Origin of the sequence: Arthrobacter oryzae, assembly GCF_037911235.1 — a bacterium.
Taxonomy (GTDB): Bacteria; Actinomycetota; Actinomycetes; order Actinomycetales; family Micrococcaceae; genus Arthrobacter; species Arthrobacter oryzae_E.
This window is the reverse complement of the sequence record NZ_JBBLYW010000066.1, coordinates 55,529-82,031: the sequence shown is the minus strand read 5'-3', so window position 1 is coordinate 82,031 and position 26,503 is coordinate 55,529. Positions and strand designations below refer to the sequence as shown.

20 protein-coding genes are annotated in these 26,503 nt (G+C 64.6%); 8 read left to right on the top strand and 12 right to left on the bottom strand.

The genetic code is table 11. From position 1 onward, the window contains the following. Nucleotides 1–82: 82 nt before the first annotated feature. Nucleotides 83–331, top strand: coding sequence for a WhiB family transcriptional regulator (locus WMN78_RS19295; protein WP_003804966.1), 249 nt, complete (start codon nucleotides 83–85; stop codon nucleotides 329–331). A gap of 98 nt (nucleotides 332–429) precedes the next feature. Here the strand turns inward: WMN78_RS19295 and WMN78_RS19290 are convergent, their stop codons facing one another. From WMN78_RS19290 to WMN78_RS19275, 4 genes are read right to left on the bottom strand one after another with little or no spacing between them, the layout of a single operon-like run. Then, on the bottom strand, nucleotides 430–1,899 hold the full coding sequence (locus tag WMN78_RS19290; RefSeq protein ID WP_340535370.1) for a PAS domain-containing sensor histidine kinase: 1,470 nt from the start codon (nucleotides 1,897–1,899) through the stop codon (nucleotides 430–432). 34 nt (nucleotides 1,900–1,933) lie between these two features. Then, nucleotides 1,934–6,787 (bottom strand): NAD-glutamate dehydrogenase, encoded by a 4,854-nt coding sequence (locus tag WMN78_RS19285; protein ID WP_340535369.1) that lies wholly within the window; start codon nucleotides 6,785–6,787, stop codon nucleotides 1,934–1,936. Nucleotides 6,788–6,844: 57 nt separating this feature from the next. Continuing rightward, nucleotides 6,845–8,155: a chromosome partitioning protein gene (locus WMN78_RS19280; RefSeq protein WP_340535368.1), complete on the bottom strand. Its 1,311-nt coding sequence runs from the start codon at nucleotides 8,153–8,155 to the stop codon at nucleotides 6,845–6,847. Continuing rightward, nucleotides 8,152–8,796 carry an SAF domain-containing protein gene (locus WMN78_RS19275; RefSeq protein WP_340535367.1) on the bottom strand — a complete coding sequence of 215 codons (645 nt, stop codon included), beginning with the start codon at nucleotides 8,794–8,796 and terminating at the stop codon, nucleotides 8,152–8,154. Before WMN78_RS19275 ends, WMN78_RS19280 begins: the two co-directional genes overlap by 4 nt. A gap of 154 nt (nucleotides 8,797–8,950) precedes the next feature. Here WMN78_RS19275 and WMN78_RS19270 point away from each other — a divergent pair, with 154 nt between their 5' ends. Further along, the gene (locus tag WMN78_RS19270) at nucleotides 8,951–9,166 is read left to right on the top strand and encodes a helix-turn-helix domain-containing protein (protein WP_317780238.1); all 216 of its coding nucleotides are present in this window, start codon (nucleotides 8,951–8,953) and stop codon (nucleotides 9,164–9,166) included. Nucleotides 9,167–9,225: 59 nt separating this feature from the next. Here WMN78_RS19270 and WMN78_RS19265 read toward each other — a convergent pair whose 3' ends face one another. Beyond that, nucleotides 9,226–9,798 carry a hypothetical protein gene (locus WMN78_RS19265; protein ID WP_340535366.1) on the bottom strand — a complete coding sequence of 191 codons (573 nt, stop codon included), beginning with the start codon at nucleotides 9,796–9,798 and terminating at the stop codon, nucleotides 9,226–9,228. 159 nt (nucleotides 9,799–9,957) lie between these two features. Here WMN78_RS19265 and WMN78_RS19260 point away from each other — a divergent pair, with 159 nt between their 5' ends. Beyond that, on the top strand, nucleotides 9,958–10,722 hold the full coding sequence (locus tag WMN78_RS19260) for a LysM domain-containing protein (RefSeq protein ID WP_340535365.1): 765 nt from the start codon (nucleotides 9,958–9,960) through the stop codon (nucleotides 10,720–10,722). A gap of 57 nt (nucleotides 10,723–10,779) precedes the next feature. Then, on the top strand, nucleotides 10,780–11,328 hold the full coding sequence (locus WMN78_RS19255; RefSeq protein WP_340535364.1) for an Rv3235 family protein: 549 nt from the start codon (nucleotides 10,780–10,782) through the stop codon (nucleotides 11,326–11,328). Between the two features lie 145 nt (nucleotides 11,329–11,473). On the opposite strand, the gene secA is transcribed toward WMN78_RS19255, so the two are convergent. The 7 genes from secA to mtrA form a co-directional block, all read right to left on the bottom strand. Next, nucleotides 11,474–14,212: a preprotein translocase subunit SecA gene (gene secA, locus WMN78_RS19250; RefSeq protein ID WP_340535363.1), complete on the bottom strand. Its 2,739-nt coding sequence runs from the start codon at nucleotides 14,210–14,212 to the stop codon at nucleotides 11,474–11,476. Between the two features lie 70 nt (nucleotides 14,213–14,282). After that, complete coding sequence (locus tag WMN78_RS19245) at nucleotides 14,283–15,530, bottom strand: winged helix-turn-helix domain-containing protein (protein ID WP_340535362.1); 1,248 nt, start codon at nucleotides 15,528–15,530, stop codon at nucleotides 14,283–14,285. Nucleotides 15,531–15,579: 49 nt separating this feature from the next. Continuing rightward, complete coding sequence (gene hpf, locus WMN78_RS19240) at nucleotides 15,580–16,305, bottom strand: ribosome hibernation-promoting factor, HPF/YfiA family (protein ID WP_340535361.1); 726 nt, start codon at nucleotides 16,303–16,305, stop codon at nucleotides 15,580–15,582. Between the two features lie 178 nt (nucleotides 16,306–16,483). Continuing rightward, nucleotides 16,484–17,197 carry a ComF family protein gene (locus WMN78_RS19235; RefSeq protein WP_340535360.1) on the bottom strand — a complete coding sequence of 238 codons (714 nt, stop codon included), beginning with the start codon at nucleotides 17,195–17,197 and terminating at the stop codon, nucleotides 16,484–16,486. Between the two features lie 365 nt (nucleotides 17,198–17,562). Then, entirely contained in the window at nucleotides 17,563–19,284 is a 1,722-nt protein-coding gene (locus tag WMN78_RS19230; protein WP_340535359.1) for an LpqB family beta-propeller domain-containing protein, read from the bottom strand. Then, entirely contained in the window at nucleotides 19,281–21,128 is a 1,848-nt protein-coding gene (mtrB, locus tag WMN78_RS19225) for an MtrAB system histidine kinase MtrB (RefSeq protein WP_340535385.1), read from the bottom strand. The genes WMN78_RS19230 and mtrB overlap by 4 nt, the downstream gene beginning before the upstream one ends. Nucleotides 21,129–21,225: 97 nt before the next feature. Then, nucleotides 21,226–21,900 carry an MtrAB system response regulator MtrA gene (mtrA, locus tag WMN78_RS19220; RefSeq protein WP_137323296.1) on the bottom strand — a complete coding sequence of 225 codons (675 nt, stop codon included), beginning with the start codon at nucleotides 21,898–21,900 and terminating at the stop codon, nucleotides 21,226–21,228. A 459-nt stretch (nucleotides 21,901–22,359) separates the two neighbouring features. Here mtrA and WMN78_RS19215 point away from each other — a divergent pair, with 459 nt between their 5' ends. Genes WMN78_RS19215 through WMN78_RS19200 form a run of 4 tightly spaced genes read left to right on the top strand, consistent with a single transcriptional unit; the run spans nucleotide 22,360 to nucleotide 26,502 of the window. Next, complete coding sequence (locus WMN78_RS19215) at nucleotides 22,360–23,523, top strand: glycerophosphoryl diester phosphodiesterase membrane domain-containing protein (RefSeq protein ID WP_340535358.1); 1,164 nt, start codon at nucleotides 22,360–22,362, stop codon at nucleotides 23,521–23,523. Then, on the top strand, nucleotides 23,520–24,245 hold the full coding sequence (locus WMN78_RS19210; RefSeq protein WP_340535357.1) for a DUF4129 domain-containing protein: 726 nt from the start codon (nucleotides 23,520–23,522) through the stop codon (nucleotides 24,243–24,245). The genes WMN78_RS19215 and WMN78_RS19210 overlap by 4 nt, the downstream gene beginning before the upstream one ends. Further along, on the top strand, nucleotides 24,242–25,477 hold the full coding sequence (locus WMN78_RS19205) for a DUF4350 domain-containing protein (protein WP_340535356.1): 1,236 nt from the start codon (nucleotides 24,242–24,244) through the stop codon (nucleotides 25,475–25,477). Before WMN78_RS19210 ends, WMN78_RS19205 begins: the two co-directional genes overlap by 4 nt. Then, nucleotides 25,474–26,502: a MoxR family ATPase gene (locus WMN78_RS19200; RefSeq protein ID WP_340535355.1), complete on the top strand. Its 1,029-nt coding sequence runs from the start codon at nucleotides 25,474–25,476 to the stop codon at nucleotides 26,500–26,502. The genes WMN78_RS19205 and WMN78_RS19200 overlap by 4 nt, the downstream gene beginning before the upstream one ends. The last annotated feature ends 1 nt before the right edge of the window (nucleotide 26,503 follow it).

Below are 26,503 nucleotides of genomic sequence, written 5' to 3'. Positions count from 1 at the left end.
GTCCCTTTCTTATGTAGCCTCTAGTGAATATTTTCACAAGAGGTCTTTTAACGAGTTCCCAGGAATGGAGTGACTGATCAGCATGGATTGGCGTAACCGCGCAGCGTGCCTCGACAAGGACCCGGAGCTGTTCTTCCCGGTAGGAAACACCGGGCCTGCTCTCCTGCAGATCGAGGAGGCCAAGAGCGTGTGCCGCCGCTGCCCGGTGGTGGATACCTGCCTCCAGTGGGCCCTCGAATCGGGACAGGACGCCGGAGTCTGGGGCGGAATGAGCGAAGACGAACGGCGGGCCCTTAAGCGCCGCGCCGCTCGCGCACGTCGGGCTTCCTGAACGAAGAATTCCGGCCTCAGGGCTAATAAAGGCGGCCGCGGACTTCACAGTCCGCGGCCGCCTTGTATTTTAAGCTGCCTTGTCTTGAGGGGCCGGCGTCACCGCTTTTGCAGGTTCAAGACGATCTGCACTGCAGTGCCGCCGCCCTCGCGGGGTTTCCACTGAATGCTTCCGCCGAGCTCGCTGGTGACGAGGGTCCTGACGATCTGCAATCCCAGGCCTTCCACGTGGGGAGTCTCCGGAAGCCCGACACCGTCATCGGCAACGGTCACGGTCAGGAATTCGTCGCCGTCGTCGCCCTCCGACCGGTCAGCCAGAAGCCAAACAGTTCCGGTTCTCCCTTCGAGTCCGTGTTCGACGGCGTTCGTCACCAGTTCGTTGATCACCAAGGCCAGCGGAGTGGCGAAGTCGCTGGGCAGCTCACCGAACAGGCCGGACCTGGCAGTCTTGACCTGCTGCGACGGCGAAGCGACTTCGGCGGAGAGCCGGAACTGACGGCCGATCAGCTCATCGAAATCAACGCTTTGGGTCAACCCCTGGGACAGCGTCTCGTGGACGAGGGCAATCGTTGCGACTCTCCGCATGGCCTGCTCGAGGCCCTGTTTGGCCTCATCGCTGACCATCCGGCGCGACTGCATGCGCAACAACGCAGCAACAGTCTGCAGATTGTTCTTCACCCGGTGGTGGATCTCCCGAATGGTGGCGTCCTTCGTCACCAGTTCCATCTCCCGGCGCCTGAGCTCCGAGACGTCACGGCAGAGCACCAGCGCCCCGAACCTCTGCTGCTCATCGCGCAAAGGGATGGCCCGGAGTGACAGGCTGACTCCGCGGGATTCAATTTCGCTGCGCCACGGCATACGTCCTGTCACTACCAGCGGCAGGGTTTCATCCACCATGCGGCGGTCCCGCAGCAGTCCCGCCGTGACTTCGGCCAGGGACCTGCCCTCGAGTGATTCGCCGTCACCCAGGCGCCGGAATGCGGAGACACCGTTCGGACTGGCGTACTGCACAATCCCGTCTGCATCGAGCCGGATCAGACCATCGCCCACGCGGGGAGCGCCGCGGCGGGAGCCGGTGGGCGAAGCGAAATCCGGCCACAAGCCGAGGGTTCCCATCCGCAGCAAATCGTAGGCGCATTGCCTGTACGTCAGTTCGAGCCTGGACGGCATCCGTGAACTCGACAGGTCCATGTGGGTGGTCACGACGGCCAGCGTCCGGCCGTTCCGAACCATGGGGACAGCTTCAACCCGAAGGGCCATGTCGCTGCTCCAGTTGGTTTCGCTGGAGCGCTCGATGGTGCGGCTGCTCCACGCCTTGTCTACCAGCGGTTGCAGGTCCGACCTGATCCCCTCCCCCACGAAATCGGCGTGGAACACCGTATGCGTGGTGGAGGGGCGGACGTGGGCCAGGGCCACATAACCGAACTCAGGATGCGGAAACCAGAGGGCCAGGTCGGCGAAGGCGAGGTCGGCGACCATCTGCCAGTCACCCACCAGGAGGTGCAGCCACTCGGCATCCCCCGGCCCGAAATCAGCATGTTCCCTGATGGGGTCCGTAAAGATTGCCACTACACCTCCAGATTCGGCGCTTGGAACGGGATCCCTAGCGCCGGACGATTGACCTCAAGAGCCTCAATGCTACCGACAGTGAGGCCATATCGTCCGCTTCAAGCGAGTTGACCTCGTCAAACATGCTCCTGGCACGGTCCAGCTGTTCGGCATTCAGGCCTTCCCAGTTCACAACGCGGTCCTCCGCCGAGGCTCCGGGCGACGTCGACTCAAGCACCGACGTCGTAATGTCCGAAATCGTGGAGTAGAGGTCATCCCGCAAGGCAGCGCGGGCCAGCGCCTGCCAGCGGTCCCGCCTCGGCAGCTTGGTGATTCGTTCCAGGAGGGAGTCCACGTGGAAGCGGTCGAAGACCGTGTAGTAGACATGCGCAATGCTTTCCACGGGCTCCGGGTTGGCGTGGGCGATCTTGGCAATGTCGAGCAGCACGAAACTTTCGAACAGTTCCGCCCAGCGATGGGCGAGATCCTCAGGAAGGTCCCAGCTGCGGGCCTTTTCCAGCCACGCAGCCACGCGGACACGGTCATCGCCACGCAGGTAATCGAGAAGGCGGGCTCGCATCGGATCCATCAGCGGCTTGAACTCGTCCACGATCTCCGAGATGGGCCGGGAGGCACCACCCTGGCCGAGGACCCACCGGACAGCCCGGTCCAGCAGCCGTCGAATGTCCAAGTGGACGGTGCTCCAGTGCTCGGTGGGGAAAGATGCCGGCAGTTCATTGAGTTCGCCCACCATGATGTCCAGCTCGTAGACTTCGCGGAGGGCCACGAACGCCTTGGCCACGGCGGCTTCATTAGCTGATGTCTCTTCAATGGTGCGGAACGCAAACGTGATGCCGCCCAGGTTGATCATGTCGTTGGCCACGACAGTGGCAATGATCTCGCGCCGCAGCGGATGGGTGTCGAGCTCGGCGTCGAACCTTTCCCGGAGCTGCTGGGGGAAATAGGACCGGAGTGTCTGCCTGAACCACGGGTCGTCGGCGAGGTCGCTCTCCCGCAGTGCCGTTGCAAGTTCGATCTTTGCGTAAGCCGCGAGCACTGACAGCTCCGGCGAGGTCAGCCCCTGACCCTGGGCCAGTCGTTCCCTCAGCGTCTCAGTGGTGGGCAGGGCTTCGAGGTCGCGCTTAAGGTCGGCGGATTTCTCCAGCCAGTCCATGAGCCGTTCGTAGCTGGGGCTCCACTCCGCCACACGGATGCGGTCATTGAGCAGCAGGATGTTCTGGTCAATGTTGTCCTCCAGCACCAGCCGCCCTACTTCGTCCGTCATGGATGCCAGGAAGTCCGCCCGCTCTGCGGCGTCGATCTTGCCCGCCGCGACCATCCGGTCCACAAAGATCTTGATGTTGACTTCATGGTCCGAGCAGTCAACGCCGGCCGAGTTGTCGATGGCGTCGGTATTCAGGATGACTCCCTGCAGTGCGGCTTCAATGCGTCCGCGCTGGGTCATGCCCAGGTTTCCGCCTTCTCCAACCACCTTGACGCGAAGGTCGCGCCCGTCGACGCGGATGGCGTCGTTGGCTTTGTCCCCCACCTCAGCATGCGTTTCCGTGCTTGCCTTGACGTAGGTGCCGATGCCGCCGTTGTACAGCAGGTCCGCGGGCGCCAGGAGAATGGCACGAAGGAGTTCCGGCGGGCTCAGTTCGGTGGTGCCGTCCGGCAGGCCGAGGGCCGTACGCACTTGCTCGGAGACGGGAATGGATTTTGCCTGCCGGCCGAAGACGCCGCCGCCTTCGCTGATGAGGCCCTTGTCGTAGTCGTCCCAGGAGGACCGGGGCAGATCGAAGAGCCTCTGCCGCTCTGCAAAGGACGCGGCCTCATCGGGATTCGGATCGAGGAAGATGTGGCGGTGGTCAAACGCTGCCAGCAGCCGGATGTGCTGCGAAAGCAGCATCCCGTTGCCGAAGACGTCCCCGGACATGTCGCCCACGCCCACCACGGTGAACGGTTCCGACTGCGTGTCCAGGTCCAGCTCGCTGAAGTGGCGCTTGACCGATTCCCACGCGCCGCGGGCGGTGATCCCCATTGCTTTGTGGTCGTAGCCCACGGAGCCGCCGGAAGCGAAGGCATCCCCCAGCCAGAAGCCGTACTCCGCCGAGAGCCCGTTCGCGATGTCCGAAAACGTTGCGGTTCCCTTGTCCGCGGCGACAACAAGATAATTGTCGTTGTCGTCATAGCGGACGACGTCGGACGGCGGAACCACGGCTTCGCCGTCGGGAGTGGTGATCAGGTTGTCCGTCAGGTCCAGCAGGCCGCGGATAAATGTCTTGTAGCTTTCCACGCCCTCCGCCATCCAGGCTGTCCGGTCAGCGGCAGGGTCCGGGAGCTGTTTGGCGAAGAATCCGCCTTTGGCGCCCGTGGGGACAATAACGGCGTTCTTGACGGTCTGCGCCTTAACAAGGCCAAGGATCTCGGTGCGGAAATCCTCCCGGCGGTCAGACCAGCGCAGTCCGCCGCGGGCCACCTTGCCGAAGCGCAGGTGCACGCCCTCGACCCGGGGCGAGTAGACCCAGATCTCGAACATGGGCCGGGGGAAGGCCAGTCCGTCGATCGCGGCCGGATTCAGTTTGAAGCTCAGGTACGGCTTCTGCTGGTAGAAGTTCGTCCGGAGTGTGGCCTCGATGAGGTTGGCAAAAGTACGGAGCACGCGGTCGGCGTCGAGGGTGGCGACCTGTTCGATGGCAGCTGCCAGCTCGGCGCGGACGGTTGCTTGGCGCGCCGCACGGACGTCATCCTCGAGGGCGGGGTCAAAGCGCGCCGCGAACAGGGCGCCCAGCGAACGGGTCACCTCGGGATTGGCAAGCAGCGTGTCGGCAATGAATCCGAATGAATTCGTGTTGCCCATCTGGCGCATGTACTTCGCGTAGGCGCGGAGGACCACAATCTGGCGCCAGTGCATGCCCTCGCGCAGGACCAGCCGGTCAAAGCTGTCCGACTCGACGTCGCCGGAAACGGCGGCGCCGAAGGCTTCCGCCAACAGCTGGCCCGTTGCAAGGGGAGCCACGCCTGCCGGGTACTTCAGTCCCAGGTCGTACAGGAAGAAGTCCCGTTTGTCCGCCGTCTCGATTTCAAAGGGCCGTTCATCGAGCACTTCAAGGCCAAGGTTATGGAAGTACGGCAGGATCTGGCTGAGGCTCTTCGGCTCCAGCATGTAGAGCTTGACCCGGGCGTCCTCTTCAAGAGTGGCTCCTGCCCCCTCGGGAAGGTAAACGTGGACGCCGGGCCTCTCGTGCAGGCCCTTTTCAGCCAGTTCAGCAGACGACCCGTACTTCTCGAACCGCTCAATGTCCGCCAGTGCGTCTTCGACCTCGTAGTCCACGCGGTAGCTGACCGGAAAGGCTTCGGCCCAGGCCGAGGCAAGTCCCTTGTTGTCGCCACCGGCGCCGCTGTCCCGCAGCACTTCCGTGATGCCTTCGCTCCACGAACGCGCAGCCCGGACGAGCCGCTTCTCCAGCTCTTCGACGTTGACGTCGCTGACGTCTGCATCCTTCGGCAGCCGGATCCGGAAGAACAGCCTAGCCAGCGCCGATTCGGTCATCCTGGCTTCGTAGTCGATGGAGACGGCGTGGAAGGTCTCGCGGAGTTCCTGCTCGATGCGGAGGCGCACGTTCGTTGTATAGCGGTCGCGGGGAAGGTACACCAGCGCGGACATGAACCGGCCGTAAATATCGGGCCTCAGGAACAGCCGGGTGCGCCGCCGTTCCTGCAGCCGCTGAATTCCGGTGGCTGTCGCGGCGAGGTCGGAAACCTCGATCTGGAACAGCTCATCGCGGGGGTAGGTCTCAAGGATACCCAGAAGGTCTTTGCCCGAATGGGAGTGCGGCGGGAACCCGGCGCTGCGCAGGACAGCCTCCACCTTCTCGCGAACAACAGGGATGTTCCTGACGGATCCCGCATACGCGCTGGTGGCGAAGAGCCCAATGAACCGCTGCTCACCGTTGACGTTTCCGGCAGCGTCGAAGCTCTTCACCCCGATGTAGTCGAGGTACGCCGGGCGGTGCACCGTGGAGCGGGAGTTGGCTTTGGTGATAACCAATGCGCGCTTTTCACGCGCCTTCTTGCGTCCCGCGACGGTGAGGTGCTGGACGTGGTGTCCTTCGGCGCCGCTGCGGAGCAGTCCAAGGCCGCTTTCTTCCCGCAGCTCCAGGACGTCCTCGCCGGACTCGTTAACGAGGTCGTATTCACGGTAGCCAAGGAATGTGAAGTTGCCGTCGTCGAGCCATCGCAGGAGCTCCTGTGCCTGGCGCAATTCCTCGATCTGTGAGGGGTTGGCCACATTGTCCAGGTCCTGTGCGATCTGCAGCGCCTTGTTGCGCATCTTAGGCCAGTCTTCTACAGCCGCCCGGACGTCCCCGAGGACACGTTCAATGCCTTCGACGAGCCGCCCGTGTGATTCCTCGCTGGCGGGGCCGATTTCGACCGCTATCCACGATTCCATGTGCGAGGCGTTGTCACCCTGGGCAATCAGGTGTGACAGGCTCGGCATCGCCGCAGTGTCACCGCTGGAAATGCCGATGCTGGACGGGACCCTGTCCACTTTTGTCATCCGCGCGCTTTCGCGGTTGCGGGTGACAACAAAAAGCGGGTGGAGGACAAGGTGGATTGCAGAGTGCTGCCGAACAAGCTCGGCATTGACGGAGTCCACCAGGAATGGCATGTCATCCGTGACGATGTACACGACGCTGCAGTCCGCTTCGTCCACAATCCTGATGTTGGCCGTGCCGGGAACTCGGACAGTGGCAACGTCGCGGTGGGTTTCCGCGCGGGCGGCCAGGACGTCCGGTGAATAGGCCCGGAAATCTTCCTCCGGAAGGTGCTCGTAGTAGTCTCCGAAGTACCCTTCACGGGCTCCGAGTAAAACGGACTGATCCTCCACGCTGGACCCAGACGACATCGACAAACGCCTCCATCACAAGTTCATAGCTGCCTCTTTGCAGCCCTTATGGTGAGCCTAGCCCTTTAGATGACGCTTCGCTGTGGAAGAAAAGATAGAGGATCGGCGCTTTTGCTGGACAGGTGCACAAACCAGTTCGCCAATTGCCAGGCGCAACCCGGACTCGGGGGCGGCCTCCAGCAAAAGGCTCCCGGACAACAGCGCTGCGTCGCTGGCCGCACCGTCGAAGGGGAGGAATGCGGTAATGCCCTCCGCAGGTCCGTACCTTTCCCACGCGTCCCGGAGCTGGCGCTCAGGAAAGCGTCCGGCGGCCGAAGCACGGACCTTGTTCAGGATCACCCGCGGTGACGCCTGGGGAACCGCTGCCTCAAGCTCGGAAAGGCCCCGGACGAGCCGGGGAACGCCGATGGAGTCGGCCGATCCCACGGCATAAACAGTGTCCGCCAGTTCGAGGCTCCGGAGGGTGGCGGCGTTCCTGCGCGGAGCCATGGTGTCAAAGCTGAGTTCCTCGTCTGCCTCCAGGCAGAATCCGGTGTCCACGACCACGTAATCCGCCACCTCCCGGGCCTTCTCAAAAACCACGCCGAGGGCAGACGCGCGCAACTCGGTCCACCGGTCCGCGCGCGTGATCCCGGTAAGTACGCGGAGCGTTCCCGACTTGAGGGCGACGGGCGTGGCAACCTTGAGCAACGCCCCGGCGTCCAGTTGTCCGAGGTCGGCCAGTCGGCAGGCCTGGGCCAGCCCTGCGGATTCGTCCAACAGCCCCAGTAATCCCGCAATGCTTGCTCCGTAGCTGTCAGCATCGACCAGGAGCACTGAGTTGCCTGCGGCAGCCAGTTCACCGGCCATGTTGGCTGCCACCAACGTCCGGCCGGGAGAGCCCGCGGGACCCCAGACGGTGATGATCTGTCCGGTTCCGGCCGGCTCCGCCGGGATGTCATCCTCTTCCCCTGGCAGGGTCCGGATCGCGGCACCGGTGTCTGCATAGTCGCTGCCCCGTGCCTGAAACGACCCGGGACGGGCCCGCTGGGCAACCGCGCCCGAGATCCTGCCCGCGAGTGCTGCGGAGTCCACGCCTGCCGGGGCAACCGTCACGCCGATCGCCGTCAGCCTCGCCGATTCGGTTGCACTATCTGTCAGTGCAACGATCACGACGCCCACGGCGGTGAGCCGATCGACCAGCGAAGCAGTCAGCTCGTCGCTCCCTTCCGCGACGACGGCTGCCCGCGCAAGGCCGCTCTGGCAGGCGGCCAGCAGTTCAGTCAGTTCGGAGCACCTCCTCACCACGGTGACTGGTCCGTGGAGGCGTTCCAGGCCGCCCACCAGGTCCTCCCGGGATTGCCCGACTGTCACCACCGGAATACTCATGGTGTTCCACCTCCCGGGTTCCAGACCACGGAGATCTTGGCCTTGTTCGCCTGGGCACCCAGCAGCCTTGGCATTTGCTCGTCCGTGACAAGCACCATGACCACTGTGGACCGCGAGGATCCGAGCGTAGTCGAACCAGGGGTGACTTCAGCGATCTCGGCGCCTGGAAGCAGCAGCGTCGGCTCACTGAACCCGTTGCGGGCATCTGGCAGCGCCACCCAGGCGTCCACGCGCGAACCGGCGGCTGCCTGCTCCGGCAGGGCTTCGTCGATGGTGATGGCCACCGGCTTGCGGTCCAAGGCGTCAGGCTTGCCAAGGCTGTCCCGTGGCACCAGCTGGTCCGGGCCTATCCGCTGGACTGCAACCAGGCCTTCCGGAAGTCCGGCCTCAGCGGTGACATAGTGCGGTTCCACGTCGCCGAGCCTGACTTTCACCCGGTTGACGTTCTCGGCCGTGAGTTTCTCCCCTACGGCTATCGGCCCTTTTGCGGCGTACACCTCGGTAGTCCGGTCGGCTGCACCGACCAGCGACACAACGCCGGCAACGGACGCCAGAACCAAAAGGAATCCGAGCAAGAGCCGCGGATCCTTCCAGGACGGCTTCTTCAGCCTGGCTGCCGTAATCGTCGTTCCTGCACTCACGTACCGCTCCCCCCATCGGTGCCGACGGAACTGGTTTGTGCGCCGGGCTCACTCATTCTTACGGCAAAACGACCGGACCGAAAGTCACAACATCAAACAACGCCAAACTGTGGATAACCTCATCATTCGACAACAATGGTGGCAAAATAGAACCATGCCCCGATTCCTAACCCTCGCAGACGTAGCTGAACAGCTGCAGATCAACTCTCCGGCGGCTTATGCGCTGGTGCGAAGCGGAGAACTCAAGGCCATCCAGGTGGGTGGCCGCGGGCAGTGGCGCGTTGAAGAAAAGATGCTGGAGCAGTACATCGAAGAGCGTTATGCCGAGGCAGACCGCATGATCCAGGAAGCGAAATCCAAGTCGGTCTGAGCTCGCCCGCCTGAAAGAGTCCGCCCAGCTGCGACGGCGCGAATGCACCCGGGGTGCTTTTAGAATTCCGTGCCGCGAACGGACCGGAGTGCACCGAGCGAGGAAAAGGGCACGGACGCGACCTGGCTGACGTTTGCTGCGCGACGGACTTCTCCCGGCCGGGTCAGGGCCAGATCGAAATAATCCCGGCCCACCCGGTCGATAACGCCGCTTAGCCCCGCCACCCCTTGCGTGGCACCAGCAAGAGTAACCGCCACATCAGCCCTGTCACGCGCCAGGCCACGAAGTGCGCTGGCCAGCCCCAGTTTCCGCCTGACTGATGATGGCTCCGCCAAGGCGAACCTCCCCAGACCGTGGTAACGGGACACGGCTGCAAACGGAATCAGAACCTGGTGACGATGATCGTTGAGCACCAGGCTCTCCGCTCCCACGTGGCCCAATGTTCCTTCAAAGACGGTTCCCGATCCCAGATGGACCGCCACCATGAGGCCTAGGGATCCGCGCAGCCTGTCCGCCACATCCACGCCCGCGACGTCCGCCCGCGACCGCTCGCCGATTTCCGACTCAAGCTCCAGCCGGCCCACCGAGGCCAGCTGCGCCTCCATGTCCTCAAACAACGCATCCCAACGCATCCCGCAAATCTAGGCCCGCACCGGTCCGGGGTCAATTCGCGGACCCCCACCGGGGGACAAAAAACAAAACACTGGACAAAAGGCTCACAATGGGATCAAACTGGACTCAGGTGTATCAAACAACATCAAAATGCATCAAACAGTCTTAGGGGCCGAATCATGGATGTTTCACGCGGCAGGCTGCTCGGCTCGGACGCAACGCTGGCTGTGGCAATTCTCCTTCTTGGCACTTTCCTGGCGGCGACGGGGGCGGCGCAGGTCGAGCGCTGGCAACGGTCATCTGCGCGGGCGCAGTCGTTGGCCTTCGAAGACCTTCTCGGGTTTGTCGTCAACACCACGGGACTCATCATCGTGGCGTGGTGGGTTTTGTCGATGTTGATCGCATTCACGTCCGCCGCCCTCGAGCAGGCGGGAAACAGCCGGGCAGCGGAAATCACCGGAAAATTCAGCCCGAATTTCATGCGCCGGCTCGCCCTGGCCGCAGTGGGACTTCAGCTCCTCGGCGCACCGCTAGCCCATGCCGCTACGGACACTACGGACCCGCAATGGCATCCAACGTCCGGCCCAGCCGTTGCAGCGGATTGGGCACCATCGGATCAGGCGGCTCCACGAGCCAAGCCGAGTCCCGGCGGCATGGATCCTGGGTGGAAACCGAATGCCCTTGTCGTGAGCCCGGGTCCATTGGCCGCACAACCTTCAAGGTCTGCCCGCCAGCAGCCCATTGACGAAAACGGAAACGTCACCGTGATGGCAGGGGACTCGCTCTGGAGCATTGCGGCAAGGCATCTGGGCGGCTCCCCCGCCTCTGACCTGGACATCGCGGTGGAGTGGCCGCGCTGGTATCAGGCCAACCGGGCAATCGTGGGAGAGAACCCCGATGTCCTGCTGCCGGGACAAATCCTCAAGCCCCCATCCGCAACCTGATCCGCAGCCCGTCCCCGGAAAAATCTCAGAAATCCGATATCAATCAGAGGAAACGTCATGAGCGCATTGCATCTGGTCCCCGCATCACCGGCAGCGGAACGCCCCGTCGCCGGCCCCTCACCGGTCCGCAGGCTGGCAGCGGTCCCGGCCACCGATACTTCCTCCCCGCGTCCGCGTCAGCCTGACGCGGAGCCGGCGTCCCGGCCGGCCACCCGACAAGCAGCCGCTGACGCCCGCCGCGTCCTTCAGATAGCGGGCGAGAACAGGGAAGTCTGCGCGATCACGCGAGGGACCGTGCAGGCCGCCGTCGAAGTGTTGGCCGGAACGCGTCCTATCCAGCAACTTTCACGGCGGCTTGACCAACGCTGCCTGGCCTCGCTGCAGCACCGAGCTGCGCTGACCCGCCGGCTTGCAGCAGGGTCCTCGCCGACAGCAGGACGCCTACACCGAAACCCTGCCGTCCGGTCAGTCCGCGCCTGCGAAGTCGCCGACGGAATCTATGAGGCAAGCGCCGTCGTGGTGGATGAGCTGAGGGTCCGGGCAGTCGCCGTGCGGCTGGAACGCAGCAACCAGGTGTGGCGGATCACGGCTCTGGAGATCGGCTGACAGGTGTCACGAAGGGCATGGTCCCGCCACCCCCTCATGCGGAATGCTTCGGGAGCGTTCAGACGCAAATACAGGTGAGGACCGGAACCTGGTTCCGGTCCTCACCCGTCTTCACGGTGCTGCCGCTCGGGCAGCCGTCAGTTTACTACCGCTTTTTCTTCTTCGGGGCCGGCTTCCGTCCGCCGTCCTGGGCCGCCTTGGCCGGATTGCCTGAACGTCCCGAAGACCTGCCCTCGACGCGCGTCTGGCTGGCGCCGTCTTCGCCCGGTGCCGTGTACTGCAACTGGGCAGGCTTCTCCGGGGCTTCCAGGCCGGCCGCCCGGATCTGCGGCTCGTGGTGCTCCGTGTGTTCCCCGGCGCCGTCGGCAACCACGACGTCCTCCGCGGGAGTCACCTCGACCTCCAGGTTGAACAGGAAGCCCACACTTTCCTCGCGGATGGCCTCCATCATGGCCTGGAACATAATGAATCCCTCGCGCTGGTATTCAACGAGCGGATCACGCTGTGCCATGGCCCGGAGGCCGATGCCTTCCTTCAGATAGTCCATCTCGTAGAGATGTTCCTGCCACTTCCGGCCGATCACGGACAGCACGACGCGGCGTTCCAGTTCGCGCATGCTCTCGGACCCGATGGCCTGTTCCCGGGCCTGGTAGACCAGGCGGGCGTCGGAAAGAATCTCTTCCTTGAGGAAATCCACTGTGATGCGGGACTTGCCGCCGGCCTCGTCGATGACGTCGTGGGATGTGACGCTGACTGGGTAGAGCGTCTTCAGGTTCGTCCAGAGCTGGTTGAAGTCCCAGTCGTCCCCGGTGCCTTCGGCGGTCGCTTCGTCGATGAGGGCCGTGATGGTGTCCTCCAGGAAGAACTGCACCTTCTCGTGGAGGTCGTCACCCTCAAGGATGCGGCGGCGGTCACCATAGATGGCTTCACGCTGGCGGTTGAGGACATCGTCGTACTTGAGGACGTTCTTGCGTTGTTCCGCGTTGCGGCCTTCAACCTGGCCCTGGGCCGATGCAATGGCCCTGGATACCAGCTTTGATTCCAGCGCGACGTCGTCCGGAACGGAACTGTTCATGAGCCGTTCGGCTGCACCGGAATTGAACAGGCGCATCAGGTCATCCGTCAGGGACAGGTAGAACCTCGACTCGCCGGGATCGCCCTGGCGTCCGGAACGTCCCCGGAGCTGGTTGTCGATGCGGCGGGATTCGTGGCGTTCGGTGCCCAGGACGTAGAGTCCGCCGAGGTTCAAGACTTCCTCGTGCTCGTCCTTGACGGCCTGCTTGGCCGCTTCGAATGCCGCAGGCCACGCGGCCTCGTACTCTTCCGAATTTTCTTCCGGATCCAGACCCTTGGACGCCAGTTCGGCTACGGCTGTGAATTCAGCGTTTCCGCCCAGCATGATGTCGGTGCCGCGACCGGCCATGTTCGTGGCGACGGTCACGGCGCCCTTACGGCCGGCCTGCGCGACGATCGCAGCTTCCCGGGCGTGGTTCTTCGCGTTCAGGACCTCGTGCCGGATGCCTTCCTTGGCCAGCAGGCGTGAGAGATACTCGCTCTTTTCCACGCTGGTTGTTCCCACCAGAACGGGCTGGCCCTTTTCATGCCGCTCAGCAATGTCCTTGACGACGGCGTCAAATTTGACGGCCTCATTCTTGTAGACGAGGTCCGACTGATCGATGCGCTGCATGTCCCGGTTGGTGGGAATGGCCACCACCCCGAGCTTGTAGGTGCCCATGAACTCTGCGGCCTCGGTCTCCGCGGTACCCGTCATGCCGGAAAGCTTGTCGTACATGCGGAAGTAGTTCTGCAGCGTAACGGTGGCGAGGGTCTGGTTCTCCGCCTTGATCTCGACGCCTTCCTTGGCCTCGATCGCCTGGTGCATGCCCTCGTTGTAGCGCCGGCCTGCCAGAATGCGGCCGGTGTGTTCATCAACGATCAGCACTTCGCCGTCGAGGATGACGTAGTCCTTGTCCCGTTTGAAGAGTTCCTTGGCCTTGATGGCGTTGTTGAGGAAGCCGATCAGCGGAGTGTTGGCTGACTCGTAGAGGTTGTGGATGCCGAGGTAGTCCTCAACCTTTTCGATGCCTGCTTCGAGCACACCTACAGTGCGCTTCTTCTCGTCAACCTCGTAGTCGATCTCGGGCTTGAGCCGCAGGACCACCTTGGCGAACTCGCTGTACCAGCGGTTCGTGTCGCCCTGGGCCGGACCGGAAATGATGAGCGGGGTGCGGGCCTCGTCGATGAGGATGGAGTCCACTTCGTCAACAACCGCGAAGTGGTGGCCACGCTGGACGAGTTCCGACTTGTCCCAGGCCATGTTGTCGCGCAGGTAATCGAAGCCGAATTCATTGTTGGTGCCGTAGGTGATGTCGGCGGCATACTGCTCGCGGCGCACGGCAGGGTCCTGGTTGGACAGGATGCAGCCGCTGCTCAGGCCCAGGAAGCGGTAGACCCGGCCCATGAGGTCCGACTGGTATTCAGCGAGATAGTCGTTCACGGTGACGACGTGGACGCCCTTGCCGGCGAGGGCGTTGAGGTAGGCCGGAGCAGTGGCCACGAGCGTTTTGCCTTCACCGGTCTTCATTTCGGCGATGTTGCCCAGGTGCAGGGCAGCGCCGCCCATCAGCTGGACGTCGAAGTGGCGCAATCCCAGAGTTCGCGAGGAGGCCTCCCGGACGGCGGCGAAGGCCTCCGGCAGGAGATCGTCCAAGGTTTCGCCGTCCTGGTGGCGTTCCCGGAGCCGGTCGGTTTCTTCGCGCAGTTCGGCGTCCGTGAAGGTCTGGAAAGAGCTCTCCAGGGCATTGATGGAATCGGCATAGTTCCTCAGTTGCCTCAGGGTTTTTTTGTCACCCGTACGGAGAAGTTTTTCGATAAGTGATGCCACGTGAAGTTGCTCCCAGTCTCAAGCTGCCGAATTCTGGCGTGTTCAGTCTACGGGAGACACGCACGGCACGTTACGCCTGTTCCCTGAGAGCTGATAGTCCCGTTCCGTAGGCGGCGACCGCCTCGGCAAGGGCTGGCGCCAGGTCTCCGGCGGGCGAAACAACCACTTCGTCGAGCCCCAGCCATTCGGCCATGAGGTGTAGTTCCGCTGCGAGTTCGACGGCGGTGTCAGCGGGGGCGCCCGGTTCGGCGTGCGCAGCCCTCGCCAGCAATTGCCCGGCCGCCCTGTCAGCTTTGAGGTCCACGCGCGCCACAATGCCGTCCCGCAGCAGGAACGGAAGGACGTAGTATCCGAAACGCCGTTTGGCTTCCGGTGTATAGATCTCAATCCTGTAGTGGAAGCCGAAGAGCTCCTCCAACCGCCGGCGCTCAAACACGAGCGAGTCGAAGGGGCTCAGGAGCGCCCGTCCGGTTGCCTTCCGGGGAAGCCGTGACTCGACGTGACGGTAGACCGGCCTGTTCCAGCCCCGGACCGAGACGTGTTCAAGGGCGCCGAGGTTCACCAGGTTCTCCACCGCGATGGCGGCGGCCTTCATGGGCGTGCGGAAGTAGTCCGCAAAGCAGCCGACGGTGCCAATGCCGTGGGCCCTGGCAGCGGCATCGATGAGCCGGTCCATCGCCGCGGCGGGATCAGCGTGCGTTCCTCCCCCGCCGTCGAACGTTGCATAGACCTTCTCGGTCAGCGTGTAGCGGCGCTCAAACTGATCCGTCCGGGAGGAGGCCGAGACGAGCCCGTCTTCGAAAAGGTGCTCCAGAACGCGTTTTACGGCATTCCAGTTCCAGCCCCAGTTGTCCGTCCGGCGGTCCTCTACGTGCCCGATCCGTGCGGTGATCTCGGCGGCGGTGAGGGGTTTTCCCTTCGCGAGCTCGTCGAGGATCTTAGTGGCAACGCCGGTGCGCAGCTCCGGGTCCATGCCTGCCGCGCCGACCCATTTCCGGTTCTGCCACAGCAGCAGGTCCGGAAAGTGGTCGGGCCGGATGAAGCTGGCTTCGTGTGCCCAGTACTCCGTCATCCGGCGCGGGTGCGAGGAGGCCATCCGATGCAGAATGGCGCGGTCGTAGTTTCCCAGCCGGGAAAAGAATGGCAGGTAGTGGCTGCGGGCGAGGACGTTGACGGAATCGATCTGCACCAGGTGGAGCCGGTCAAAGGTCCGGCCCACCGCCCGTGCAGTCACGGGTCCGGCGGGCCGTCCTTTGTCCAATCCCTGGGCTGCCAATGCGATCCGCCGTGCCTGGTCGAGGCTCAGCGATGCGCCCATGTCAGTCCTTCCCTTGGCTGGTCAACACCAGCTGAGACGGACGCGCAGCTCAGGCGCGCGCAGGTTCATCCTCCGAGCGGTAAGCGAGGATCTTCTCCTCCACGGCTGCTTCACCCGGTTCGCATGTCTGGTCAAGGCTGATGACGCCGTAGGTCCATCCGTCGCGACGGTAGACAACGGAGGGCGCCTTGGTTTCCTTGTCCACAAACAGGTAGAAGTCGTGGCCCACGAGTTCCATGTTGTCGACGGCGTCGTCGAGCGTGAGGGATGCCGCCGGGAACACCTTGCGGCGGATCAGGACCGGCGAATCCCCTGCAGGGATGTCGTTGTCGACGTCGTACGGCGACCTTTCGACCGGTGCGGGCCGGGGCTCCTGGTGATTGCTTGCCTCGACGTAGAGAGGCTCGGTGGCGCTTGCGGGCTCAAGACTGGCCGTCGCCTCGCGGACGGCTTTGGGTGTGTGCCGGCCGTGGTGGACCTTCTTCCGGTCCTTGGCCCGGCGCAGGCGCTCAAGAAGCTTGTTGTAAGCGAGATCGAACGCGGCGAACTTGTCGGCGGCGCTGGCCTCCGCACGGATGACGGGGCCGCGGCCCAAGACAGTCAGCTCAACCGTGAGCAAGTCTGCGGTCTGGCGGGCCTTGGTCTCCTTGGAGACCTTCGCGTCCACCCTTTGGACCTTGTCTCCCAGCGATGCGATCTTTGAGATCTTCTCGTCGGCGTATTCGCGGAAGCGGTCTGAAACCGTCAAATTCCGTCCGCTGATCATGAACTCCATGGTGCCCTCCAAATGACTTCGGTGACACGACGGCGGCACTTCCCGGGGGCCGATCTGACTGACAGTCGAGCCCCTTTCCGAGCCGCTATCGACAGGTACAACTGATCTTGGTACCCACAACCGACGTTAGTTCATCGCTACCCGTTATTCACCTTTTCTTCGTTTATTTTTTTCCAAGTCAGCCGCCCATCGCTGCCCTGGCGCCGGGAATAGACGGCGGATCGGCGACGTCGGGCGGGCGTGTCGCCGCCAGGACAACGGCACCCACCACGACACCTCCCGCCTGGTGCACAGCCCGCGCCGCTTCCGCCAGCGTGGCGCCGGTGGTGAGGACGTCGTCCACAAGGATGCACCGGCGTCCCGTGATGTCCGGCGCAAGGAGCGGGCGCCTTACCCGCATGGAGCCACGGACGCGCCTAACGCGGGCGCCGCGTCCCAGGCCTTTCTGCCCTCCGGCCATGGCGTGGGCTGGAACCAGCGACTGGAGGCGTTCGGACAACCCGCCGGCGGCCCGCGCTCCCTGTGTGAGGATGCCTCCCTTGCGGAGTGCGTTGGCGACGCTTCCCGCATCCAGGGTCCCGCTTCCGGCCAAGTTCCGCAGCATGAGATGCACAGGGCTGAAACCACGCCTCCTGAACGCGCTGTTGGTAGTGGGAACGGGCACCAGGCAGAATCCGGCCATAGTCCCGGCCGCCGCTTTGATGGCCCTTCCCAGCGCTTTGGACAACACCGACTCGAGCTGGCCCTGGCCGTGTTTCTTAAAGGAGAGCACTGCCTGTGCGAGCTCTTCCCGGTAAACCCCCGCCGCCACGACGGGCAGGATCACCGAACCGTTCACGTCCATCAGGGCGGGAGCCTGCCCTTCAGCCCGGAACGGAGTCCTCGTGAGCACACGCAACGCCCGCTCACAGTGGCCGCAGAGTGAGAAGTCTTCCGTCCCGCAACAGACGCATTCCACCGGGGCGGCAAGTGACAGTAGCTCGCGGCCGGCGTTCGCTGCACCATCCGCCGCCCGTGCCCACCACCGTGCATAGTCGCTGCGGTGCTTTGCCTGCGTTGGTGCGGGCGGTTCGAGATCCGGGTCGGAGCTTCTCATGGCATCATCAAGGCTGCCAGACGGGATACCCACGCGGCAGCTCCCCATCCGCTTATGTGGACGGGTCCGCCCATGTGGACAGGTCCTGCTATGTGGACAGGTCCGCTTACCTGGACAGCGCAGCTAGGCGGACAGAGCCCTGTGGTGGAGGTGCCGCGGCGTCAGCCGGGGAAAGACGGATCCACAGGCCCTTGCAGCTGGGGCGACCAGCCGTTTCCGAGTCGCTGGAAAATGCCGTCAGCAGACTGTCCGAAAATTTCTTCCGGCCCGTTGCCTGCACTGATTGCCGTAAGCCCTGGCCAGGGTGCCAGCTGCTGGGTCTGCGTTGATGCCAGGGAGAGCAGTTCCGGTGTGACGTTGTCAGTGGCCGATGCCTTCATAACCACCACGGTGGTGTCGCTGACCCACACACCCTGGTCCGGCTGCCGGTCCGTCAGCAGAGTCGTCGGCGCTGTCAGGTCCCGGGGCGTGCCGTCGGCATTGCGCACGATGCCCGTCACCTGTACGCGGGTCTTCCCGTTCTGCTCCGAAATAACCAAGGCACGCACCCCTTCACGCGATATGCGGAACTCCTTGACTGTGCGTCCGGCAAGCCAGGCAGGGGCCAGCGTGACTGTAGGCACGGCGGCTCCTTCCGTCACGCCTGCGGGACGGTAGGCAAGTACTTCCGTGGCACCGTTGGCTCCGGGGCCGGCCGTCCAGACCCAATCCTGCTGGCCGAACGACGGATGAGTCAGGGTGGACCGTGTGGTCAGCGCACGCGCGGGCTGGCCAGGCACGATCGAGTACAGCGTGGTCCGGCTGCCGTTGAGGAACGCCACCGACTGTGAAACCGGCGATTCAGCAGGGGAAACGGGGCCGAGTGCCCCTACCGGCTGGATATCCGGCAACGGCGAGATTCGGTTGTTCTCGTACCGGACCAGCTGGCCGTCGTTCACGGCAATCTGCCGGGCCGGGACGTTCTTGTCCCGGACCGGAGGCAGCACGGACCCGTTGTCCTCGACACGGACGAGGTCCTGGTTTGCCCGCAGCTCCACGTTGACGACATCCGGCTGGCCTCGGAAGGTGAGAGCCAGTTGGGTCTGCATCCTCAGCCTGTCCTCGTTGGAGGCTTCCACGAGTTCTTTTGCCGAAAGGTCCACCTGGGCTGCGCCGGAGACGACGGGAACGGACTCCCGTGTGAGCTTCATCCCCGACGGGAAGGCACTGACCACGGCGCCCTTGAGGTAGGGGGCCGGGCCGCTGAGCAACGCGCTGGTCATCGCCTTGACCGTTTTTTTCTTGTTGAACCATCTGATGTCGGGCACGGCATAGGTGAAGCCGGGATCGTAGAAATAGATGGGGTAGGCGCCGTAAATCACCTTGAAGGTCTGCTCGGGGATGGCGATTCCGTCAGGAACCGCCGAAATACGCCATTCGCCGTCAACCTGCGTGAGCGTGACGGGGATGTTCTCCTTGGTGCCTTCGGGGAACTGCGTGGCGATCCCGTCCGCGTCGACCGAGTAGGCGACGTCCAGTTCGTAGTTGAAGACATTTTCGACTCCGGTCCGGACCACCCTCGTTGAGCGGAAAACCAGGGTGCGCTGGTCCGGTTTCCAGGCTACTGAGGCCGCCTGTGTCAGGTATTCCCGCGCCACGGCGTAGTCGTCCTCATAGCCACTGCCGGCGAGGTAGAAGTCTTCGATGACGGAATCAGGTCCGGCGCCCTCGCGCGGCGCCACCGGAAAGAACACGGGGGCGTTGTTTGGCTTGCCGGCACTCTCATCCGTACTCTTACCGACGGGCCCGGAGCGCGGAATCTGGGCGCACGAGGTCATCACCAGGAGCAAGGCTGTCATCAGGGCCGCGACGAGGGCGCGCAACCGAGGTGATCCGCCGGTCATTTCGTTTCTTCCCGGCCCGCGGCGGGCTTCGGCGCGGGGGCGCGGACCGCCGGCGCGGCTGGCTTAGGCTCAGCCGGACCAGGCTCGGTGCCGTTCCCTCCGTGCTCTGGCGACGCGACACTTTCAAAAAACAGCATGGTGCCCTGCCCCGATCCACCTGGCAATTCGACGTCGGCAGGTTCCAGCTGCAGCGGTGACTTGGAGATGGCCTCGCCCTGCCTCAGCGGAAGCGTCAGCCTGAAGTTGGATCCCGTTCCTTTGCTGCCCCATGCCTGGAGCCATCCATTGTGGAGTTTCGTATCTTCCGCGGCAATGGAGAGGCCCAAACCGCTGCCCCCTGTGGTCCGGGCTCTGGCGGGGTCTGCACGCCAGAACCGGTCGAAAACCCTGGCAGCCTCGGCCTGCGTCATTCCGATGCCGTGGTCACGGACGGCGACGGCGACGGCGGTCTCGTTGGCAGCTACGGAAATGTTGACCGGTTTCCCTTCACTGTGTTCGAGGGCGTTAAGGACGAGGTTGCGGAGAATCCGTTCGATGCGCCGGTCATCCATCTCCACCACGACGCTCTCTTCCCGCGAATTGATGGTGACTTCCGAGCCGTACTCCGCCGCGACGGGCTGAGCGTCTTCCACGACATTCGCCACGAGCTGCAGGATATCGGTAGGTTCGGCGTCGAGTACGGCCACGCCTGCGTCGAAGCGGGAAATCTCCAGGAGATCAGCCAGCAGGGACTGGAACCGCTCCACCTGGTTGTAGAGCAGCTCGGCCGAGCGCTTGTTGATGGGGTCGAAATCATGCCGTGCGTCGTACAGGACTTCCGCGGCCATCCGCACCGTGGTGAGGGGCGTGCGCAGTTCATGGGACACATCCGAGACAAATCGCTGCTGCATCTGGGACAGCGTTGCCAGCTGGGTGATCTGTTCCTGCAGGCTGGCGGCCATGTGGTTGAATGATGCGCCCAGCCGCGCCACCTCGTCTTCGCCCTTGACCACCATGCGTTCCTGGAGCTGCCCGGCCGCCAGCTTCTCCGACACCACCGCCGCGTGGCTGACCGGGCTGACCACGTTCCGGGTCACATACCACGCGATGGCGCCGATAATGAGCACCAGGACCGCCCCGCCGGCCAGCAGGACGTTCTGGATTTCATCCAGGGTTTTCTGCGCGGTATTCAGGTCGTAGATCAGGTACAGCTCGTACACGGTGCCGTTGAAGGTGACCTTGTTGCCCACAGCGATACCCGGCCGGTCTTCCGTACCCACCGGGAACTCAGTGGACGCCCAGAACTGGTCTTTCCCCGATTCCTGTACGGCCTTCCGCAACTCCGGCGGGATCACACTGATAGTGAGCTGGTCCGAGGCCCGCGATTCCACCCAGCGGTTGCGGGGCTTCGTCTGTTCCGGCATCGCTTCGAAAACATACCGCCGCTGGATGACGTTTCCGCGCCCCTCGACGGCATTGAGGGTGTCGTAGACCAGCGTAATGACACTTGACTGGTCGGTGACCTGGGCGCCGTCGAAGGTGTCCTGGACCTGTTTGACGTGGTAGAGCGTCTCCGACTCCGCTTGGGTCAGCCGTTCCTGGAAGAGGTTATTGGCGATCTGGTTCGACAGATAGGCCCCGACCACGGCGAAGGAGCCGATCGAGAGCAACAGGGTGGTGAGGACCGTGCGGAACTGCAGGGACCGGCGCCAGCGCCGGTGCAGCGCGCGCAGCAGGAACCGGACACCGGGCAGGAGCCGGATCAGGCCGGTCCGGACGAGCCGCAGGACCCGCAATCCCACGATCCGGGCGCGGCGGAACCAGATGCGGGTCCGGAACGGCAATTCAGAGAACACTCCGGCCATGGCGTCGGTATGCTCCGGAGCGCTGTGGACGTGGGCGTGTTCCGTTTTGTGGGGCCGGGCTACCTCCGGCTCATGGCCGGCTTCGCCGCTGGACGGTTCAGGAACCTGCTTTGTAGCCGACACCACGGACCGTCAAAACTACTTCGGGGGCTTCGGGGTCGCGCTCGATCTTCGACCTCAGCCGCTGGACGTGGACGTTCACGAGTCTCGTATCCGCTGCGTGCCGGTATCCCCAGACCTGTTCCAGCAGGAGCTCCCGGGTGAAGACCTGCCACGGTTTGCGCGCCAGGGCTACCAGCAGGTCGAACTCGAGTGGTGTCAACGAAATGCGTTCGTCGTTCCGGCTCACCAGGTGGCCGGCCACGTCAATGGTGATGTCGGCAATGCGCAGTGTTTCGGGCGCCTTCTGATCGCCGGGCCGGAGCCGGGCCCTCACCCGTGCCACCAGCTCCGCGGGCTTGAAGGGTTTGGGAACGTAGTCGTCAGCACCCGATTCCAGGCCGCGGACCACGTCCGAGGTATCCGACTTGGCGGTGAGCATGACGATGGGCGAATCCGACTCCGCACGGATCTGCCGGCATACCTCGATGCCATCCGTGCCGGGGAGCATCAGGTCCAAAAGCACAAGATCCGGTTTGGAAGAACGGAAGACTTCCAGCGCCTGCCCGCCGTCTGCGCAAAAGACCGGCTCGAAACCGTCATTGCGCAAGACAATCCCGATCATCTCGGCCAACGCCTCGTCATCGTCCACTACCAGAATGCGTGCCTTCATAGTTATATATTCGCCTATTGAATGGGCTTTGTCCCGTTGAGCGCCGACACGGCATGGCGCGGCAACCGCCGGCCAGAACGCGGTCAAGGCCGCGGACCGGCGCCACAGCGGGAAGAATCAGCCGGAAGCTATGAGGCCTGCGGGCAAAACTATAGGCTGGGAGCGGGCCGGACAGTGCACGACACTGCCGATCCTGGGTCATCGGCCGGGAGATCCCGCCGGGCGGCTCGCGGACAGCGTCTTTTGGGGAGGAACAGGTTGTCAGAGCAGGATCCGAACGCGTGGCCCGGGGAGGGCCGGCAGCAGCCGGTGCAGCCACTCCCCTGGGACGCCCCCGCTCAGTGGAACGCACCGCCGCCCGCCTACGGGAGCCAGCCGGCGTGGGGCTCTTCCCCCTACTCCGGGCAGCAGACCGGGCCCCTTCAACCGCAGTATGTAGCCCCGCCCAAGCCCGGAATCGTGCCCCTGCGACCGCTGTTGTTCGGCGAACTCCTGGACGGCTCATTTCAGACCATCAGGCGCAACGCGGCGGCAATGTTGGGTGCGGCGCTTCTGGCACAGACCCTGGCAACCGTCGTCGGGGAGGTCTTTTCGGCGAATGCCGAATCCCGCGGAGAGTCGATCGGCCTTTGGCTGGCAGGACTCGCTCCCCCGGAAGTTATCGACGTCGGCGGGGGACTCGTCATTGGCGCAGCTTTCCTGGCACTGGTGTCCTTCTTCATTTCCATTGTGCTTCAGGGTGTGATGGTGGTTCCGGTGGCCCGGTCCGTCCTCAACCGGCGTACCGGCTTCAAGGAGATGTGGCGGCTGTCGAGGTCAAGGATCGGCTCGTTGCTTGCGTTGGGCGGGATGCAGATCCTCACCGGCGTCACCCTCGGCGTCGTCCTCGTGGGCGGTACCTTGCTGCTGGCCGATGCCATGGGCGGAACGTCGGCGCTGATCCTCGTCCCCTTGTTCCTGGGAACCGTGGTGACCGTGGTGTTGGTATCCGTCCGGCTCGCCGTGACACCGGCGGCGATGGTTGTCGAGGAGCAGGGCGTCATTGACGGCGTGCGGAGGTCCTGGCACCTCACCCGGCACAACTGGTGGCGTATCTTCGGCATCCTGCTCGTCACGTCCCTCCTCGTGGGCATCATCAGCCAAATAGTCCTGATCCCCCTCGGGCTCGCGTCCCAGGGCCTCTCCTCAGTCCTCGCGCCCCACGGCGGCGACGGGGAGCGCGCCCTCGACGCGGGCATCGAGATCGCGTCGATCATTGTTACTGCCCTCATCGCTGCAGTCGGATACGCCTTCCAGACTTCAGTCATGGGCCTCTTGTACATGGATCTCCGGATGCGCAAGGAAGGCCTGGATCTTGCCCTTCAGCGGCAGCTCGAATCAGGCAAGGACGCCGACGGCGTTCCCGGACGCGGTGTGGCACCGGAGGCGCACTTTGGCGGCCGTCCTACCTTCACCGACCGGCCCGGTCCCGCTTACGGCCCGCCACCGGGTTACGGAACGCCACCGGGTTACGGAACGCCACCGGGTTACGGAACGCCACCGGGTTACGGAACCTCACCGGGATACGGCCAGCCGCCCCCTTACGGTCCGCCACCGGGCTATCGGCCACCGGGCGCCGGATGAGCCGCCTTTCCACATTCGATGCGGCATCCCTGCCGGGAACGGTGCTTCATGGGACCGCAGGCCGCGCGCAGGGCGGGACTCCGGTGGACCCCGACAGGCAGGAAGCCCGCCGGTGGGCCGCCGAGGAGCTCGCCAAGCCCGTTTACCAGGATGCGCAGCCCGACTGGCTGACCGATCTGTGGCGGCAGTTCTCTGAATGGCTTGGATCCCTGGGCAGCGGCGACCCTGCGGTAGACAGCGGTGTGGCCGTACCGGTTATCGGGGTGACAGTTGTGGTCCTCATCGCTGTGGCCATCCTCGTCGCGCGCCCCCGGCTGAACGCCCGGCGCCGCCGCACGGCCGTGGACGACGTCGACGTCGACCCTTCGGTCACCCCGGCCGAGTACCGCCAGCTGGCCGCAGCTGCGGCAGCACGTGCTGACTGGCGCGCCGCCGTCGTCGAACAGTTCCGCGCCATCGTCCGGTCCGCGGAGGACCGCACGGTGATCGACCCGCTGCCCGGCCGGACGGCGGACGAAGTGGCCGGACAGTTGGCCGGCGCCTTCGGCAGCCATGCCGCTGAGCTCCGGCGGGCCGCCGTTGTCTTCGACGCCGTGAGGTATGGCAGCGCCGGGGCTTCCGCCGCGGACCATGCCGGAATGCTCGCCCTGGACCAGCTCCTCGAAACAGCGAAGCCCGACTTCGGCCGGCCGGCTGCGGACCGACTGGCTCTGCCGCGATGACCCCCGTACTCGAGTCTGAGAACCGGCCGGCTCCGGGCGGGCTCCCCGCCGCGGCCGGACGCACGGGGCGACCCCTGACCGCATGGATCCGACGGCACCGGACGTGGACCGTGCTCATTCTGGTCTTCTCCCTTGGAGTAGGGCTGACATTCCTGGCCCAGCTCTCGCCCCGGGGGGACAGCAATCCCCTCTCTACGCGCAACGCCGCTCCCGAGGGTGGAAGGGCTGCTGCGGAAATCCTCAGAAACCAGGGTGTGGACGTCCGCCAGACGGACAACCTGGCCGACACACTATCCGCGCTGGACAATGCCGAACCCGGGCTCAGCGTCGAACCCGGCGGGAAGGGGGCCACACTGCTGCTTTATGACCGGAACGGCTACCTGGACCGCGAGCAGTTGCAAGCGTTGCAGCAGGCCGCAGACAAGCTGGTAGTGATTACGCCCCGGCTCAACACCCTGAGTGCCTTCGGCGACGGTATCCGCCCGGCCGGGGTGGTTCCGGCCGGACTGGCAACCCTGGATCCGGGCTGCGAGCTGGACGATCCAGCAGCCGCCGGGTCGGTCACGGCGGAGTCCGCCTATCTTTACGAGGCGGACCGTGCCTGCTATGAACCCGCTGAAGGCCTGGGCGGCCTGTACGCCAGCAGTGACGATGGCCGCCTGGTGGTGCTGGGAAGCACACGGATCGTCAGCAACCGCGCGCTTGACGAACACGGCAATGCAGCACTGGCGCTCAGGACGCTTGGGGCCTCGGACACCCTGGTCTGGTACCTCCCCGGCATCGCCGACGTCACTGTTGAGGACCGGCCGAAGACCCTGGACGAACTTGCCCCGCCGTGGGTGGCGTTCCTCGGCCCCTGGCTGGCCCTGGTGGCGGTGCTGGCCATGGTCTGGCGGGGACGGCGGCTGGGCCCCCTGGTCTTCGAACCGCTTTCGGTGGTGGTCAAGGCCGTCGAGACCGCCGAGGGCCGCGCCCGCCTGTACCACGACGCGCACGCCGTGGACCGCGCAGCCGATAACCTCAGGGCGGGAACCCTGGTCCGGCTCGCGCGCTTCCTCCGGCTGGGACCGGACGCTGAGTCCACGGCAATTGTCCACGGCGCCGCACGGCACCTTGGCCGCACTCCTGAGGAGATGGCCCAGGTGCTGGAGGCCCGTCCCCGAACGGAAAGCGAGCTGGTCCGTTGGGCCCAGCAGCTGGAATCACTAGAGAAAGAGGTAACCGCCCGATGAGTGAGCAGACCAACGGATTCACGCAGGGCGGCCCCGGCGGTCCGGCGCTGGCGACGGCGGAAGCCACGCCCGGCACCGATCCCGTCCGCCAGGCCCTGCTCGATGTGCGGCACGAGGTTGCCAAAGCGGTAGTGGGCCAGGACTCAACCGTTACCGGGCTGCTGATCGCGTTGCTGTGCCGCGGGCATGTCCTGCTGGAAGGTGTCCCCGGCGTGGCCAAGACCCTGCTGGTCCGCACGTTGTCCGCCGCCCTGAGCCTGGACACCAAGCGCGTGCAGTTCACTCCCGACCTGATGCCCGGGGACATTACCGGTTCGCTGGTCTTCGACTCCCGAACCTCTGAGTTCAGTTTCCGCGAGGGCCCCGTCTTCACGAACATCCTGCTCGCCGACGAGATCAACCGGACACCGCCAAAGACGCAGGCATCCCTGTTGGAGGCCATGGAGGAACGCCAGGTTTCGGCGGACGGCGTCTCGCGGCAGCTTCCCGTGCCGTTCATCGTCGCAGCCACGCAGAACCCGGTGGAGTACGAGGGCACCTATCCCCTGCCCGAAGCCCAGCTGGACCGTTTCCTCCTGAAGCTCGCAATGCCGTTGCCCGGGCGGGCCGACGAAATCGAGGTCATCCGCAGGCATGCGGCCGGCTTTGACTCGCGGAACCTGGCCGCCGCCGGCGTCCGCGCGGTGGCGGGCGCAGCCGAGCTGGAGCAGGCGCGACAGGCAGTGGCTGCTGTGACGGTGGCACCGGAGGTGGCCGCCTACATCGTGGACATCGCGATGGCCACGCGGGCGGCACCGTCGTTCCAGCTCGGTGTATCCCCGCGCGGCGCAACAGCCCTGCTGAGCGCCGCCCGCGCGTGGGCATGGCTGTCCGGCAGGGAGTTCGTGACACCGGATGATGTGAAGGCCCTGGCGCTCCCCTGCCTGCGCCACCGCGTAGCCCTGCAGCCGGAAGCGCAGATGGACGGCGTGAACGTTGACGGGGTCCTTGCCAGCATCCTGGCGACTGTTCCCGTGCCGCGCTGAC

Excerpts from the sequence above, each read along its gene's own strand:
- WMN78_RS19295 (WP_003804966.1), top strand. The coding sequence starts at position 83 with ATGGATTGGCGTAACCGCGCAGCGTGCCTCGACAAGGACCCGGAGCTG.
- WMN78_RS19285 (WP_340535369.1), bottom strand. The coding sequence starts at position 6,787 with ATGTCGTCTGGGTCCAGCGTGGAGGATCAGTCCGTTTTACTCGGAGCC.
- WMN78_RS19280 (WP_340535368.1), bottom strand. The coding sequence starts at position 8,155 with ATGAGTATTCCGGTGGTGACAGTCGGGCAATCCCGGGAGGACCTGGTG.
- WMN78_RS19270 (WP_317780238.1), top strand. The coding sequence starts at position 8,951 with ATGCCCCGATTCCTAACCCTCGCAGACGTAGCTGAACAGCTGCAGATC.
- WMN78_RS19265 (WP_340535366.1), bottom strand. The coding sequence starts at position 9,798 with ATGCGTTGGGATGCGTTGTTTGAGGACATGGAGGCGCAGCTGGCCTCG.
- WMN78_RS19260 (WP_340535365.1), top strand. The coding sequence starts at position 9,958 with ATGGATGTTTCACGCGGCAGGCTGCTCGGCTCGGACGCAACGCTGGCT.
- WMN78_RS19255 (WP_340535364.1), top strand. The coding sequence starts at position 10,780 with ATGAGCGCATTGCATCTGGTCCCCGCATCACCGGCAGCGGAACGCCCC.
- WMN78_RS19245 (WP_340535362.1), bottom strand. The coding sequence starts at position 15,530 with ATGGGCGCATCGCTGAGCCTCGACCAGGCACGGCGGATCGCATTGGCA.
- hpf (WP_340535361.1), bottom strand. The coding sequence starts at position 16,305 with ATGGAGTTCATGATCAGCGGACGGAATTTGACGGTTTCAGACCGCTTC.
- WMN78_RS19230 (WP_340535359.1), bottom strand. The coding sequence starts at position 19,284 with ATGACCGGCGGATCACCTCGGTTGCGCGCCCTCGTCGCGGCCCTGATG.
- mtrB (WP_340535385.1), bottom strand. The coding sequence starts at position 21,128 with ATGGCCGGAGTGTTCTCTGAATTGCCGTTCCGGACCCGCATCTGGTTC.
- mtrA (WP_137323296.1), bottom strand. The coding sequence starts at position 21,900 with ATGAAGGCACGCATTCTGGTAGTGGACGATGACGAGGCGTTGGCCGAG.
- WMN78_RS19210 (WP_340535357.1), top strand. The coding sequence starts at position 23,520 with ATGAGCCGCCTTTCCACATTCGATGCGGCATCCCTGCCGGGAACGGTG.
- WMN78_RS19205 (WP_340535356.1), top strand. The coding sequence starts at position 24,242 with ATGACCCCCGTACTCGAGTCTGAGAACCGGCCGGCTCCGGGCGGGCTC.
- WMN78_RS19200 (WP_340535355.1), top strand. The coding sequence starts at position 25,474 with ATGAGTGAGCAGACCAACGGATTCACGCAGGGCGGCCCCGGCGGTCCG.